Here is a 14965-nt window from a genome sequence, read left to right as displayed (position 1 = left end):
AATCTACTATCCGATGACCTTCTGAACAACTCCCAGAATGGTTTTCGGCTTAAAAGGTTTGGTGATCCATGCCTTTGCGCCTGCCTGCCGACCCTGATGTTTCAAATCCGGCTCATTTTCTTTGGTAAGGATGACAATAGGAATGAATCTGTAGCGGGAATCCGCTTTCATTGCTTTTATGAATTCCAAACCGCCCATATTGGGCATATTCAAATCAGTGATCACCATATTCACCTTCTGGCCTGAAATTTTCTCCAGCGCATCTTTTCCGTCATATGCTTCTATGACCTGATACCCCGAGTTCTCCAGCGTCATGGAGGCCAGTCCCCGGATGGATACGGCATCATCTACGATCATCACTGTTTTTGGCATTTCTTATCTCCTTATCCGATGATCTTCCGGACAACATTCAAAATGGTCTTGGGTTTGAAAGGCTTCACCACCCATGCTTTTGCACCAGCCATCTGCCCCTGGCGTTTCATATCTGAATCACTTTCTTTGGTGAGTATGACGACGGGAATGAATTTATACTGAGAATTCGCTTTCAATGTTTTTACCAGTTCGATACCGCCCATATTGGGCATGTAGATATCCACGATGATCAAATCTGTTTTCTGGCCTGAAATTTTTTCCAACGCATCTTTTCCATCACGGGCCTGTATGACCTGATAGCCCGCATTTTCCAGCGTCATAGCTGCCAACCCACGGATGGATACAGCGTCATCTACGATCATGATCGTTTTTGGCATAGTTATCTCCCAGATTGAAACTTGAAACTTGAAACTTGAAACTCGAAACTTGAAACTTGAAACTTGAAACTTGAAACTTGAAACTTGAAACTCGGAACTTGAAATTTGAAACTTGAAACTTGAAACTTGAAACTTGAAACTTGAAACTTGAAACTCGGAACTTGAAACTCGGAACTTGAAACTTGAAACTTGAAACTTGAAACTTGAAACTTGAAACTTGAAACTCGGAACTTGAAATTTGAAACTTGAAACTTGAAACTTGAAACTTGAAACTTGAAACTTGAAACTCGGAACTTGAAACTCGGAACTTGAAACTTGAAACTCGGAACTTGAAACTTGAAACTTGAAATTTCGAAACTTGAAACTTGAAACTTGAAACTTGAAACTTGAAACTGGAAACTTGAAACTGGAAACTTGAAACTTGAAACTTGAAACTTGAAACTCGGAACTTGAAACTTGAAACTTGAAACTCGGAAGCGTTATGTTTTCAAGGCTAATTTAATTTTTTTGTGCTGTTAATAAAAGCATTGAGTTTGGGGCCAAGTTCGTCAATAATTTCTGTGTATTGCCAAACTTCATCCTTTGAAATGATTTTCCTTCGAATCGCCTTTCTCAGCCAGGCTTTTGTTTCTTCAAATGATCCTCTTGCGTACCGATAGAAGTTTTTCCTGTCAGCCGGAGAGTAGCGACCATATCCTTCGGCAATATTTGCAGCAATGCTGTCAGCGGAACGAATGATCTGATATCCCATTGTCTTCCTGGCTTTGTCAGGCCATCCGTCAAAAGCGTGCCAAACCGCATCCGAAAGTTTTTCAGCCAGCTTATAGACATCCAGTTCGTAAACTTCTTTCATATAAGCCCCCCTGTTTTGAAACTTGAAACTTCAAGTTTCAAGTTTCGAAGTTTCAAGTTTCCAGTTTCCAGTTTCCAGTTTCCAGTTTCCAGTTTCCAGTTTCAAGTTTCCAGTTTCCAGTTTCCAGTTTCCAGTTTCCAGTTTCCAGTTTCAAGTTTCCAGTTTCCAGTTTCCAGTTTCAAGTTTCCAGTTTCCAGTTTCCAGTTTCCAGTTTCCAGTTTCCAGTTTCCAGTTTCCAGTTTCCAGTTTCCAGTTTCATTTTTTAGCCGATGATTTTTTGAACGACACTCAGGATTGTTTTGGGTTTGAAAGGCTTTACAATCCAGGCGTTCACGCCTGCTGTCCGTCCTTTCTGCTTCATATTCGGATCATTTTCCTTGGTAAGAACAACGATAGGAATGAATTTGTACCGGGGATTCATCTTCAGGGTTTTTATCAGTTCCATGCCATTCATATTGGGCATATACAAGTCAGCAATTATCAGATGTATCTTCTGTGCTGAAATTTTGGTCAGGGCATCCTTTCCGTCAGAGGCTTCTGTCACCTGATATCCTGCATTCTCCAAAGTTATTTTCACCAATCCCCGAATTGATATCGCATCATCTACGATCATCACTGTTTTTGACATCATGAATTCCTTTCGGCGATATGCCCTTACATCCTCTGTCAGATATTCAGATAAGTACCTAGAAAAGAAACCCGGCTTTTTCTCATGGAATAAGTTCCTTCTCCCGGCGGTAAAAACCCGGGTTTCTTCGCCGCCAGCAGGGGGAAAAAATATGCCCGGGGAAAGAAACCCGGCTTTTTCTCATGGAATAAGTTCCTTCTCCCGGCGGTAAAAACCCGGGTTTCTTCGCCGCCAGCAGGGGGAAAAAATATGCCCGGGGAAAGAAACCCGGCTTTTTCTCATGGAATAAGTTCCTTCTCCCGGCGGTAAAAACCCGGGTTTCTTCGCCGCCAGCAGGGGAAAAAATATCTATAAAAAACTTTCGACCTGTGCAGTTACAATTTTTGTAGGGTGGGTTCCGCTTCGCTCCATCCGCCCTACATCTCTCTTTAATTTCAAATAGTTATACATAACAGCACAGATCGAAAACTTTTACTCAGGTACTTATTAAAATTCCGCACCATGCAGTTCGGAAACCCTCAGAACTTCAGGGGACATTTCTGAAATCCGAAAAGGTATCTTCATATGGTCAGCCGTGGTTTTCAGAGACAAAAGTATTTGGATATAAGCGGTATCCATCTCTTCCACCGATTTGGCCTGCACTTCGATTTTTCTGATATCGTCTGAAACAAGCGGTCTGATCTTATCTGTGTCAGATTCTGCTCTCGGTATCGTGCAGTCAGGAGGCAGGATAATCGTTAATGTTCCATCTTGTATGTTTGTTTTCATTTTTGTCCGGCGCGAATGAAGTGGAAATGAAGGCATCCTTCATTTGTCGGTTCATACTTTGCTGCAAAACAATTTTGCAAAATTGTTTTGCAGTTCGGAAAAAGTCCGAACTATTTTTCAGCTTCTGTGAAGGAGGCCGAAATGAATCTTTGATTTTTCAAAGGAAACAATTGATACTGATCCGGAAGTCCGGATAACAAGCGTCCTCTCAGTATTCTCAAGTTTCGAGTTTCAAATTTCAAGTTTCAATCTCGCTTCCCAGAAGCAACTGAATGTGCAGGATAAGATTGTTCGGTTTCACGGGTTTTACAAGGTACAGATTCGCTCCTGCTTTATATCCCTTTTCTTTATGTATGGCATCTTCCTGAGTGGTCAGAATGATGATCGGCGCATGCTCGTCCTGTTCCCGGTAACGTTTGATAAATGTAATGCCGTCCATGTTGGGCATATTGATGTCACAGAGGATGAGATGATAAGGCGTAGTCAGGGATTTTTCCAATGCCTCTATGCCGTCACACGCGCCGTCCGCTTTGAACCCGGACATCCTCAAAATATTGGTATGAAAGCTCCTCACAACCGGAGAATCGTCAACCACCAGGACTTTTTTCATTTTTTGTTACTCCCTTGTAACTCGATGTTCGAGCTTTTTATGCCTGACTATATAAAAATAGTATTTTCAAATGGTTAAAAATTTAATGCAAATATTCTGTTCAAAAACTTTAAAAATATAACATATTGAAATTATTAATTGTCACATAAAAACCCTGGCTTAAAAATTACCAATAAATTCAGTCAACAGAAAAAAATTTGAACATCGAGTTGTAAATTAGAGTTGTTCCTAAATAAGCTTTTTAAGGCAATTGTCACATTTTAACTATCTGTTTTTTGTTAAGCACATATTTCTTTAGGAACACTCCTAATAGACATTATCGGAAATAAGCGGCCAGACAATCCGGAGTGCCAAACTTGCAGTTTGGCAAAACACCTGTCCCCCGGGAATCCCGGAATATTGCCAAACTGCAAGTTTGGCACTCCGGATGTCCGGTTTTGACCGATGTTTTTTATTTCCGATCAAGTCTGATATAAACTTGAAATCCAAAGATCTGAGAGCATATTTAAAAAGTCCCTGTAGGGGACGGCATATTTGTAGCAGATGACATACCCTGTGTTTCCGAGTCCCGTAGGGACGGCATATTATTTTATTCCCCTCCGGATATGCCGTCTCTACGGGACGACTCAGGAGGGGGAAAACTTTTATGCTACAAACATGCCGTCCCTACTGGGACTTTTCAAACACATTCCGAGGATTTTTAATGTATGCATATGTGACTGTTCCAAGTTTCCAGTTTCCAGTTTCCAGTTTCCAGTTTCCAGTTTCCAGTTTCCAGTTTCCAGTTTCCAGTTTCCAGTTTCCAGTTTCCAGTTTCCAGTTTCAAAAAAAAGTGACATCCTCTTCTGTCACCAGATTTACGGCTTCAGGTTCCGGCAGTTTTTCTTTTTCATCAATTTTAATAAAATCATTTTCCACAAGACCTGCAATGTCCAATCCGTGCAGATCATTTACGATTGATGACAAAATTTGGAGAGTATATTCAGACATTTCCTTGCATACATCTTCACACTGAAGATTCACAATAATTGTATTAATTTCATCTTCCAGGGAGGATGATTCCCCCAATGTATTGTCCATTATTGTATTTAACTGAATAAAAGATTCAACCAGGGACAGAACAACATCTTGCAGCAGAAGCATTGTCGAATAAATAAAACGGGATTCAATATAAACTGCTTCTCTTAAAGAGACAACTGATTTTTCAATAAACGCGTTGGTCTCTCTTAACTTTTTTTCAATCGCTTTTGCAGATTCTGATCCCTGTTCCCTGGAACCCGACAAATAGGAAGCCATGTCCCCCATCTCGTCGGCTGCTTCCTTTATTTTTTCCCTGATATTGTCGAGTTTGTCCACATCTTGCGATTTTTGTTCGGTAATCAGTGACAGTTGTCCGATCACTTCTTTCAGCATCTGCTCATATTTTTTTCGGACAGTATCTGAATCATTCAGATCGTATTTTTTTTCAAGGGTGTCTTTTACAATGCTTAAAGAAATTTTTTCTTTCATCATGTTCAGAATTTCTGTAGCCTTATTCCTCGTGCCCTCCAGACGTCTGATAAGATTTGAAAGCTGGAGAATCGAACTTTCCGTGGCGCTTTCAACCTTTATAACGGCAGATGTCTGCAATCCTCTGATCCGTTCAATTTTGGCAATCACTTCCTGATATACACTTAAAATTTTATTTGGAATTTCTTCCTGTTCCCGAGGCATGGACCGGGAAAAAGGATGATCTGAAGTGTTCTGATGTTCATCAGATTTTTTTGCCTCGTTATTTTGAGTGTTCCTGTTTTTTTTCAGCAGATATAAAAGGGTCAGACTCAGAAAGAAAAACAAAAAATTTAAGGTTGCCAATATGCTGATTAACATTTTTTATTCCCCACTCTCCGCCCGTGAACACGCAGGCAGTTCACGAAAGAGCAAGCGATTTTAAATATTATCCATAAGATAATTATGGAGCAGAATAAATTATTTTAAAACAAGCACTGTTGCATCATCATGGTCTCTGGCATATTTGGTAAAAATGAAATTGCTTATTTCCTGCGGCGTTTTTCGCAGCATTGCAGGTTCAACTTCAAATTTGTTAGAAATGCCATCCGAGAACATCACAATACAGGACCCTTTTGTGTAAGAATACACATTGATGCGGGCGTGTTCCATAATCAGGCCCAGGGTTCCGTTCGTGCAGACCGGCTTCAGCGGAGCAGGTGTTCCATAGACCCTTGTTTCGACATTGCCGATGCTGATATGATGAAATTTCATTGTCCTGAAGTCAATTTTGGCAAGTGACATGGCGCATCCCCTGGTTCCTATTAATGCTTTGTGACAGTGTTCAATAATACTGAGAAGGGTATCCTGATAATTGTTTTCAAGGATATACAGTGCCTTCTCAGCAACCTGGTGGGCCACAGGGCCGTGTCCGAGTGCGTCAATAACACTGAAAACAGCGAATGACGGAAGCTGCTTAAAAAAATAGGTGTCACCGGATACCCTTTCTCCCATTTTGGGTCTGCAAAGCACAGAACAATGGAGTTTTGACCGGTAATCCCCTCTGATCCATTTTTTTGCACAGATAACCGTTCCGTTTTGTTCACTGGTTCGGAGATCAAATTCGTCCATCAGCCTTTTCACACCGGAAAGACCGATTCCCAGCGTTCCCGTAGTTGAAGTTCCGTCCATGATCATGGATTCAATATTATGAATCCCCTCTCCTTCGTCACAAACTAAAATTTCAATTCCTCTAACCCTGCCATCTCTGACCAGCCGAAATCGGATTGACCCCGGGGCCCCCGCGTGTTTGACAATATTGGTTCCCAGTTCTGAAACAACAATTTCAATCTCTGCCACGCTGATCTCGTCAAAACCAATGGCAGATGCCATTCTTTTGGCAAAAATTCTGGCCTTGAGAACATTCATCTCACCGGTGATGACAACTTTTTTTTCAGTTATTACATTCATTTATTGTATATTGTTAAAAATTGGAAACAAATAACCGGTCACAGCCATTCAACGATACTAATCGTCGTCCCTTTTTTTTCAGCGGATTCAATATGGAATTCATTGCAGAGTTTTCGGGCACCGCTCAGACCCAGACCCAGTGAATTTGATGTGCTGAAGCCTTCTTTCATGGCTTCGTCAATATTTGAAATTCCAGGTCCCTGATCTTTAAAAACACATTTCAGCCCCGGTCTGTTTCTTTTTTTGGTAATCTGATATGCTGACATTTTTCCCTGGCCCGCATGAACCACAATATTTCTTGCAAGTTCGGACACAGCCGTGACAATTCGTGTCTGAGCAAGCACAGAAAATCCTGTTTTCTGCATGAACGATTTGACCTTCTGCCGAGCAAGGATAATATCTTCATAATTTGAAATCAGAATTTCAAAGCATTCATTGCTATTTTCTGAACTTTTCATCCTTTCTCCTCGACAGGGAAGGGCCTGTAATCATTTTTTCCAAAAGTGCCAGACCATCTTCAATGTTTAAAGCGGTGTGAAGGTTTTTCATTTGCAATCCGAGTTGTATGAGCGTGAGTACCACTTCTTTTTTCATTCCTACCAGGACGGTTTCAGTTCCCATAAGTCTGGCCATTTTTGAAGTCTCCACCAGAAGCCTTCCCAGGAAGCTGTCAATAATACTCACCGCTGAAACATCAATAAGCAGACCCTTTGCACCTGTGTTCTCAATTTTTTTCAAAATATCTGTCTGAAGCTGCCTGGCATCCTCATCATGCAGTTCCGTCTGAACCGGAACAATGATATTATTGCCTATGTTCAGAATCGTCACTTCTCCCATGCCGCTGTCACCTCCCCTCAGCCTATTTTTTGGTCTGTCAGTTCAAGGGCAAGCTGAAGGCCGTCAGCCATGGTGGTGCAGGTTGTGAATCCCCCGAGATCAACTCCCAGCTGAACCAGTGTCTGAGCAATCTTTGCTCTGACACCGGTAATGATACATTCTGCCCCCATGAGCCTGACGGCCGAGGCAGCGGTGATGAGATGCCTCGCCACCAGTGTATCCACCACCGGAATTCCTGAAATATCCAGAATCGCCACTTTTGACTGCATATCTTCCAGGGCTGTGAGCAGAACCTCCATCATCATCTGGGTTCGTTCGCTGTCAAGCATTCCAATTAAAGGAATCATAATGATTTTTTCCCATACTTTGACAACAGGCACCGAAATTTCACGGAATGCGTTTTGCTGATCCGAGATCAGTTCCTCTCTTGAATCCAGATACACCTCAAAGGTTGTGAGGGCAAAATGATCAATAAGATGATTCACCGTTATTATGGCATCTGCAAATTTTTTATCGTCAAAATGTTCCTGAATAACCGGGAACACAGCTTCTTTTACAGAAAGAATAAACATTGCGGTTTCAGAAGGGGTCATGTTCTGCTCACTCATTCTGCGGCTCACCTTTGCAAGCACTTCCATTACCTTCTGATAGGATTCATTTGTCTTATCATCTTTTGCGGGCAGCACATGAATAAGATTGTCCAGCAGCGTTCTGGTTCTGGCTTTTGTTTCATCCACGCCCACAACTTCCACAACAGATTTGGCGCGGACAATGAGATACTTGTTCCACAGTTCCCAAATATCATGTCGGTGTTCTGACAAAAGCGTTGAGATTTCTTTGGCGATTGCTGTCATTTTTTATGCTCCTTCTTACTTGCCTAATTGCTTGAAATTTGAATAAACAGATTTTTTCCGGCTTTTTCCTGCAATGTGAATTTAATTTAAAGTCTTAGACTATATTGTTGAAAAAATCAACACGTAAAACGTTTTAGTTCCCGCCTGCTGCTCCTGCCGAACCGGGCAAAACAGCTGTAATGTAGGGTGGGTGCAGCGAAGCGAAACCCACCGGACATCGGCATGAGGTGGGTTGCGCTTCGCTTCACCCACCCTACTTGTAATAAACAATGTATCCGCCGGCTCTTCTGATCTTGAAAGCTGTGCTGATCCTTCCTACAGACTCACTGGAACCTAAAAATATGTAGCCCCCGGGTTTAAGGGCCACGTAAAACTGATCCACGAGATGTTTCCTTGAAATGTCATCGAAATATATCAGTAAATTGCGACAGAATATGAAATCAAAGCCCATTTTTTTTCTGATTTCTTTTTTGTCTGAAAGGTTAATATGTTCAAAGCGGACCATATTTCTTACTTTTGGTGAAATACTGTATAATCCGTTTTGTCTTTTCTGAAAGTGACGCTGAAGATATGACGGCGGCACATCCCGCAGGCTTCTGTCATCATAGACTCCTTTTTTAGCTTTTTTCAGGGCACCGAGGTCAATATCTCCGGCAGTAATGTTTATATCCCACGCGGACGGATGATCAAGCATTTCAAGTATAATAATCCCCAGGGTATAAGGTTCTTCCCCGGTGGAGCAGCCGGCCGACCAGATACGGAGTGACCGGTCACCGCGGGCAGCCTTTTCCTCTGAATAGTCCAAAAGACAGTGTTCGCCAAAAGCCTGAAGCTGAGGGAAATCCCGGAAAAAATAGGTTTCATTTATGGTGAGAAGATCAGTAAGTCTTTGAAATTCATGATTAACAGGGTCAGCAAATCGGAGTATTCGAATATACTCGGAAGCGGTTTCTGTCCCCAGTGCTTCCATCCTTTTCTGAATACGCTTTGAAACAAAATAAAGTTTTTTGGGCTCAAATCGTATCCCGGTCTTATGGTAAATAAGATCACTCAGGGATTCAAATTCATTGGCAGTAATATTCGCCACATCAGTTCCTTATTATTTTTTATCTAATATTTCCCGAATAGCTTCGGCAAGTTCCCCGGTACCGACAGGTTTGGCAAGAAGCATTCGAATTCCGATTGCCTGAATATTTTCAGGTGTTATTTTTTTGCTGAATCCGGTGCAGAGGATGATCGGGATATCAGGGCGAATGCGTATCAGCTCACGGGACAGTTCATCACCTGCCATCCGCGGCATGGTCTGATCAGTAATCACAAGATCAAAATTTTCAGGTGCTCTGCGGAATATTTCAAGCGTTTCCGTGCTGCTGGTCTGTGCGGTGACCGTGTAGCCCAGGTGTTCCAATACTTTCCCAAGCATGATAACCGTATCTGCTTCGTCATCCACCAGAAGAATATGCTCCTTACCTGTGGGGAACGATCTGCGGAGAGCCTTTGCCGGATGCTCCTGTTCGGTTTCAACAGGGGGAAAATAGATATCAAATGTTGTCCCGGCTCCCGGCTCGCTGTGAACACTGATGTGTCCGCGACAGCGTTTTACGATCCCATGTACAACAGCCAGCCCCATGCCTGTCCCCTTTCCGATTTCCTTCGTGGTAAAATAGGGTTCAAATATCCGGTCCATGGTCTCTGAATCCATACCCGATCCTGTATCACTCACACTCAGTTTAATGTAAGGCCCGCTATTCATATCCGGGCATGGAGCCGAGGCTTCTGAACGGACCTCTGTTTCACATAAACTTACTTCCAGTGTGCCGGTATTCTCTCCCATGGCATGATAGGCATTGATACAAAGATTTATCATAATCTGATGAATCTGAGTGGGATTGGCCATGACAGGTCTGCATTTGACGATGTTGTGACGAATTTCCATGGTTGACGGCAGCGAGGCTCTGAGGAACTGAAGGACCTCTTTGATAATGAGATGAAGCTGAACCCGGATAAATTCATCTTCCCCCTGCCTGCTGAATGTGAGTATCTGGTGTATCAGGTCCCTGGCACGATTCGATGCCTTGAGTATTTCATTTATATTGCCGCGAATATAGCTGTCATTAGGTATTTCTTCCAGGGTCAGTTCGGCATATCCCTGGATAGGATAAATAATATTATTGAAATCATGGGCAATGCCGCTGGCCAGCGTGCCAATGGCCTCCATTTTGTGAGACTGCTGAAGCTGCTCCTCAAGTTTTGTTTTCTCTGCTTCGGCTTCCTGTTGTTTCTGCCTGTCCCGCAAGGTTTTTATGGCAAAAGATATATCAGATTTAAGTTCCTCAAGCAAATCCAGCTCTTCTTCCTGAAAAAGCGTCCTTTCTTCAGAATAGATATTAAGAGACCCGATCACATGATTGTCAGCCTTTAACGGCAACGCACAAACAGACCGGCAGCCTTGTTCGCGTGCGAATTTCGGGTCAGCCACGTGCGTTTTTCCGGTTCTGACAGCCCTGCTGATCACCCCTGAATCGGATTCGGAATCATCCCGTCCGATTTTCAATTTGCGGATATCATGTCCGGTTCCTGCCTGGCACAGCGGCCTGATATCAAAAGTTTCTTCTTCAGCAGATCCGATCCAGGAAAATACATATCCCATATCTTCTGTCAGTATTTTACAACACTCGGTAAACAATTCTTCTTCTGATTTGACCCTGATAATCAGCTGGTTGATATTTCTGATTCCTTTCAAAATACGGGTCAGCCTCAGTATCTCTTTTTCATGGAGGACCTGCTCAGTCAAATCTCTGATGATAATGACAGCTCCCACAGAAACCTCGGCATTGGGGAAAGGATATATTTTGATATTCTGAAACATCCGGACATGTTCATCATTTTTGACAATATCGAGCGGAATAAGATAATGGTGAATCAGCGGTGACAAAAGAAATGACCTTTGGTTATCAACACATTCTTTAATGTAACAGTCTTTGTTTCTTTTCCGAATATCAGGAAATTTGTCAAAAATATTCTGACCAATGATGTCACTTTCCCTGATACCGCTGTGTTTTTCCATCCAGCGATTCCAGAGAGCAATATGGTAATCCCTGTCAACAACGATGATGCCGAGGCCAAGACCATTTTTTACTATTCGACTAAAATCCAGGGAGGTTATCCGCTTCAACATACTTTTACTCCATTTTCAGATAATAATACTTCAAACCAATACAGACCAAATAATAATACTTCGGCCCAATACAAAACGGGAAAGATTTCTGCGCGCGGGCGGAGCATCCTGGGGAATATCCTTTTAATATGCTGAAAAAAAAACAGCACTTTCGGATATTGGGGCATAATGCTCAGACGGTCAAAAATTGGTCCGTATTATATCCGTAAGTTATAAAATAAATGCAAAATATGTTCCGTTCTGTACCGCATTTAAGAATCATTTTTTCTGTATTGGTTATTTTCAGAAGATTCTGTCAGACAGGATTGTAAGCACCTGGACATAAATTTTCAGATATAACTCCGCAGACCTGCGAGGTTTCGGAAACCTCGCAGGTTTTCGAATACCTGTCTGGCAATGTAAGCAGGGACCAAATCCGGAGAATTTCCCCCTTCCGATGCTATCTGTATGTATTACAGAAAAAAGGCTCCTAAGGCAACTGAATTCAAGGTATAAGGTCAAATCGTCTGTAATCATTGATTGTCCGTTATCAGAACAGAACATAACGCGTTATCCAGTTCTCTTATCTGACAGGGTTTGGGAATTGCCCCTCGAAAACCGTATCGCGCATAATGACGCATCACCGGATCATTGGAATAACCACTGGAAATAATTGCCCTCACATTTCTGTCTGTCTCCATCAGCTTCCTGATGGTTTCCTCACCGCCCATACCGCCTCGGACAGTCAGATCCAGGATAACAGCATCAAAAGGGTCGCCTGAATTCATAGCTTTTTTATATAATTCAATGGCTTGAAAACCGCTTCGGACAGTTTCGGCTTTATATCCGAGACGTTTCAGCACCTTCTTTAACAGCTCACAGATCATTTTCTCATCATCCATAACCAGAATTTTACCCTTAAACGGAAGCATCTCCTCTCTTTTTTTCCTGATGATTTCCGGTTCAAAGGCTGGGAGATAAATACATACGTCTGTTCCGATTCCCTCCTCAGATGTTACACGAATATATCCCCCGTGCTTTTCAAGTATGGAATAGGCAACCGTAAGGCCCAGGCCCGTTCCTTTCTGAATGCCGGTCTCCTTAGTGGAAAAATAGGGATCAAATATGACAGAAAGATATTTTTGGGGGATGCCAATGCCCTGATCCCGAATCACGATCCTGACATATTTTCCATCCTGAATCATAACACCCGGAACCGGCTTTCCTGCACTGACGCTGATATTCTCAGCATAAATCTGAACTGTCCCGCCCTCAGGCAACGAATCACAGGCATTGGCGATCACATTGTTAAAGACCTGCCTCATCTGCCCTTCATCAAATCTGACCGGCAGCAGATTATCAGCGATGAAAAATTCACAACTGACATTTGAACCTGCAAGCGCAAGATCTGCAGTCTCCTGAATAAAATTCCCAAAAGCCCCCGTTTTCATAACCGGCGATTCCCCTTTGGACAACGTGAGAAACTGTTTTGTCAGATGTTTGGCACGGATGCAGCCCTGTAAGGCCCCGGATAAATTTTCATAAATACGGTCGTCCGGGTCTGAATCCATTTCAGCAAGTTGAATATTTCCCAGTATTATGGCAAGAAGATTGTTAAAATCATGTGCAATACCACCGGCAAGACGAGCAATGGCTTCCATCTTCTGCGACTGCTGAAGCTGATTGGTGAGGCGAATTCTCTCCTCTGACTCTCTGAGTTTTTTTTCTGCCTCCTGCTGCTTCTGCCTGTCCCTAAGCGTGTTTATGGCAAAAGAAAGATCAGAGGCAACTTCTTCAAGTAATTTTAATTCTTCTCTTTGGAACACATTTTCTTCACCAGAATGAATATCCAGAGATCCGATAGTGTGATTGCCATTTGTCAGGGGCAGCGAACAGGCGAAGTTGCAGGTTCGGGATATGTCCGGAACATATTCCTGAGACCTTTCAAAAACCTGTGTTTTTCCAGTTTTAATGGCGCTGCCAAGAATCCCTTTTTTGAATTCAGCCTCGCTCCCTTCGGCGTTCAGGCCCTTGATAGTATATCTGTCCCCTGTCCAGGAGACTTGTCTGAGAACCGAAGTTCCTTCCTCAGTCAGTCCGACCCAGGAAAATTCATAGCCGATATCCTCAACAATTATTTTACAGACACCTGCCAGCAATGCCTCTTCGGACTCAGCCCCGATCATCTGTTTATGGATATCCCGAATGCCTTTCAGCACACGGCTCAGTCTGAATATTTCTTTTTCATGGAGCACCTGCTCGGTCATATCTCTGATGATAATGACAGCTCCGACAGTACTGTCATGATCCCGGAAAGGATATATTCTGACATACTGAAGCATCTGAGTCTTGTTTTTTTTATTAATAATATCAATGGGAATAAGATAATGATGCAACAAGGGGGATAAAAGAAACGGAATTCCGCTTTCAACACATGCTGTAATATATTTCTCTTTATCTCGTTTTCGAATATCAGGATATTTGTCAAAGATATTCTGCCCGACAATATCAGATGCCCGGATCCCGCTATGCTTTTCCATCCAATAATTCCAGCCAATGATACGATAATCTTTGCTTAAAAAGATAATTCCAAGCGCAAGTCCGTCTGTCAGAATTTTACCCAGTTCTGAAATTTCTATGTGTTTCAAAATAGTTATTCTCCTGACTGGTGAAGAGTGAATCAGCAGATAAACATTCCCTTTTGAGTTCCCCATGGAGAATTTCAAGTATTTTCCATCTGCTGATAATCTAAGTACCTGACCATAAGTTTTCGATATTTGCCAGGGAAAAAAACCCGGCTTTTTTCCCGGAAATATCCGCCTCCGGTGAGGGAAAAACCCGGTTTTCTCCGCGGTTCACGGAAAAAAAGAGGTATAAAAAATTTTTGATCGGGTACTTATTTCCCGGGGACATTCTCCCGGCTATATTTTTTCCCGAAATATGTCCAGGAGCAAGTTAAAATCTTCAAAACTCAGCATAACAAAGAGATATCCCTGTATATCTGTATCTTTGATAGACATCTCATTTTTGACAACAACAGCCTTGTCAAATTTTCCCAATTCTTTCAGTAGATTTTTAAAATAAGTCTCAGATACCTCGACCGTCACATTCGGAAGGTCAAAAGAAAGTTTCCCTCCTATAAAATCAATTATCTGAGTCATACAGGAAACCATGATAATATTTCCGATCTCATGGAGGGTGGCGATGCCGACTTCGGTAAGATTTGATGTCTTCATGGTTCCGCCGTAAATGGCGTTCAGCAGTGATACAGAACACTCTTCGGTATAAAAAAGAAGCGTCTTTCCTTTAAGCTGACCACTGAAATCCTGACTCATATAAACCCCGAGGGAGCTGAATTCGTTCCAAACATATTCATCAATACTCCGGGTTTCAACAATACGAATATCAGGTACTTTGATAATGACTCGCGTGTTTACCAATTTTGAAAGAGAATTCGCTGCCTCACCTATTCCGATATTTATAATCTCTCTGATAAAATTAATAAAGTTGTCCTCATTCATTTTATCTGTCTCTCCTTGTTTTTTTGCCAG

Annotated in this window: 16 protein-coding genes; all 16 read right to left on the bottom strand. The window is 42.3% G+C overall.

Annotated elements, in window-relative coordinates:
* Window positions 1-6: 6 nt before the first annotated feature.
* Complete coding sequence (locus tag dnm_RS12615) at window positions 7-372, bottom strand: response regulator (protein ID WP_207683001.1); 366 nt, start codon at window positions 370-372, stop codon at window positions 7-9.
* 11 nt (window positions 373-383) lie between these two features.
* A complete protein-coding gene (locus tag dnm_RS12610; protein WP_207683000.1) occupies window positions 384-749 on the bottom strand; it encodes a response regulator in 366 nt (121 codons plus the stop codon).
* A 493-nt stretch (window positions 750-1242) separates the two neighbouring features.
* Window positions 1243-1602 (bottom strand): four helix bundle protein, encoded by a 360-nt coding sequence (locus dnm_RS12605; RefSeq protein WP_207682999.1) that lies wholly within the window; start codon window positions 1600-1602, stop codon window positions 1243-1245.
* A 262-nt stretch (window positions 1603-1864) separates the two neighbouring features.
* The gene (locus tag dnm_RS12600) at window positions 1865-2233 is read right to left on the bottom strand and encodes a response regulator (RefSeq protein ID WP_246556303.1); all 369 of its coding nucleotides are present in this window, start codon (window positions 2231-2233) and stop codon (window positions 1865-1867) included.
* 483 nt (window positions 2234-2716) lie between these two features.
* Window positions 2717-2998, bottom strand: a complete 282-nt coding sequence (locus dnm_RS12595; protein ID WP_207682998.1) for an STAS domain-containing protein — start codon at window positions 2996-2998, stop codon at window positions 2717-2719.
* A 238-nt stretch (window positions 2999-3236) separates the two neighbouring features.
* Entirely contained in the window at window positions 3237-3608 is a 372-nt protein-coding gene (locus dnm_RS12590; protein WP_207682997.1) for a response regulator, read from the bottom strand.
* Between the two features lie 644 nt (window positions 3609-4252).
* Window positions 4253-4447: a hypothetical protein gene (locus dnm_RS12585; RefSeq protein WP_207682996.1), complete on the bottom strand. Its 195-nt coding sequence runs from the start codon at window positions 4445-4447 to the stop codon at window positions 4253-4255.
* Window positions 4431-5477, bottom strand: a complete 1047-nt coding sequence (locus dnm_RS12580; RefSeq protein WP_207682995.1) for a hypothetical protein — start codon at window positions 5475-5477, stop codon at window positions 4431-4433. The genes dnm_RS12585 and dnm_RS12580 overlap by 17 nt, the downstream gene beginning before the upstream one ends.
* A gap of 99 nt (window positions 5478-5576) precedes the next feature.
* Window positions 5577-6566: an ATP-binding SpoIIE family protein phosphatase gene (locus tag dnm_RS12575; protein WP_207682994.1), complete on the bottom strand. Its 990-nt coding sequence runs from the start codon at window positions 6564-6566 to the stop codon at window positions 5577-5579.
* 38 nt (window positions 6567-6604) lie between these two features.
* Entirely contained in the window at window positions 6605-7024 is a 420-nt protein-coding gene (locus dnm_RS12570) for an anti-sigma regulatory factor (RefSeq protein WP_207682993.1), read from the bottom strand.
* Complete coding sequence (locus dnm_RS12565; RefSeq protein WP_207682992.1) at window positions 7005-7403, bottom strand: STAS domain-containing protein; 399 nt, start codon at window positions 7401-7403, stop codon at window positions 7005-7007. The genes dnm_RS12570 and dnm_RS12565 overlap by 20 nt, the downstream gene beginning before the upstream one ends.
* A gap of 17 nt (window positions 7404-7420) precedes the next feature.
* A complete protein-coding gene (locus dnm_RS12560) occupies window positions 7421-8257 on the bottom strand; it encodes an STAS domain-containing protein (protein WP_207682991.1) in 837 nt (278 codons plus the stop codon).
* Window positions 8258-8510: 253 nt separating this feature from the next.
* Entirely contained in the window at window positions 8511-9344 is an 834-nt protein-coding gene (locus dnm_RS12555) for a CheR family methyltransferase (protein ID WP_207682990.1), read from the bottom strand.
* Between the two features lie 12 nt (window positions 9345-9356).
* Window positions 9357-11435 carry an ATP-binding protein gene (locus dnm_RS12550; RefSeq protein ID WP_207682989.1) on the bottom strand — a complete coding sequence of 693 codons (2079 nt, stop codon included), beginning with the start codon at window positions 11433-11435 and terminating at the stop codon, window positions 9357-9359.
* A 512-nt stretch (window positions 11436-11947) separates the two neighbouring features.
* On the bottom strand, window positions 11948-14062 hold the full coding sequence (locus dnm_RS12545; RefSeq protein ID WP_207682988.1) for an ATP-binding protein: 2115 nt from the start codon (window positions 14060-14062) through the stop codon (window positions 11948-11950).
* Between the two features lie 273 nt (window positions 14063-14335).
* On the bottom strand, window positions 14336-14935 hold the full coding sequence (locus tag dnm_RS12540; protein ID WP_207682987.1) for a hypothetical protein: 600 nt from the start codon (window positions 14933-14935) through the stop codon (window positions 14336-14338).
* Between the last annotated feature and the right edge of the window lie 30 nt (window positions 14936-14965).

It is taken from the genome of Desulfonema magnum, assembly GCF_017377395.1.
GTDB lineage: Bacteria > Desulfobacterota > Desulfobacteria > Desulfobacterales > 4be13 > Desulfonema_C > Desulfonema_C magnum.
The sequence above is the reverse complement of the archived record's forward strand: the minus strand, read 5'-3'. Positions and strand labels throughout refer to the sequence as shown.

Bases quoted from the DNA above. Each gene is read 5' to 3' on its own strand.
- dnm_RS12575 (WP_207682994.1), bottom strand. From the start codon at position 6,566: ATGAATGTAATAACTGAAAAAAAAGTTGTCATCACCGGTGAGATGAAT.
- dnm_RS12560 (WP_207682991.1), bottom strand. From the start codon at position 8,257: ATGACAGCAATCGCCAAAGAAATCTCAACGCTTTTGTCAGAACACCGA.
- dnm_RS12585 (WP_207682996.1), bottom strand. From the start codon at position 4,447: ATGTCACTTTTTTTTGAAACTGGAAACTGGAAACTGGAAACTGGAAAC.
- dnm_RS12580 (WP_207682995.1), bottom strand. From the start codon at position 5,477: ATGTTAATCAGCATATTGGCAACCTTAAATTTTTTGTTTTTCTTTCTG.
- dnm_RS12595 (WP_207682998.1), bottom strand. From the start codon at position 2,998: ATGAAAACAAACATACAAGATGGAACATTAACGATTATCCTGCCTCCT.
- dnm_RS12570 (WP_207682993.1), bottom strand. From the start codon at position 7,024: ATGAAAAGTTCAGAAAATAGCAATGAATGCTTTGAAATTCTGATTTCA.
- dnm_RS12600 (WP_246556303.1), bottom strand. From the start codon at position 2,233: ATGATGTCAAAAACAGTGATGATCGTAGATGATGCGATATCAATTCGG.
- dnm_RS12605 (WP_207682999.1), bottom strand. From the start codon at position 1,602: ATGAAAGAAGTTTACGAACTGGATGTCTATAAGCTGGCTGAAAAACTT.
- dnm_RS12540 (WP_207682987.1), bottom strand. From the start codon at position 14,935: ATGAATGAGGACAACTTTATTAATTTTATCAGAGAGATTATAAATATC.
- dnm_RS12550 (WP_207682989.1), bottom strand. From the start codon at position 11,435: ATGTTGAAGCGGATAACCTCCCTGGATTTTAGTCGAATAGTAAAAAAT.
- dnm_RS12565 (WP_207682992.1), bottom strand. From the start codon at position 7,403: ATGGGAGAAGTGACGATTCTGAACATAGGCAATAATATCATTGTTCCG.
- dnm_RS12610 (WP_207683000.1), bottom strand. From the start codon at position 749: ATGCCAAAAACGATCATGATCGTAGATGACGCTGTATCCATCCGTGGG.
- dnm_RS12590 (WP_207682997.1), bottom strand. From the start codon at position 3,608: ATGAAAAAAGTCCTGGTGGTTGACGATTCTCCGGTTGTGAGGAGCTTT.
- dnm_RS12615 (WP_207683001.1), bottom strand. From the start codon at position 372: ATGCCAAAAACAGTGATGATCGTAGATGATGCCGTATCCATCCGGGGA.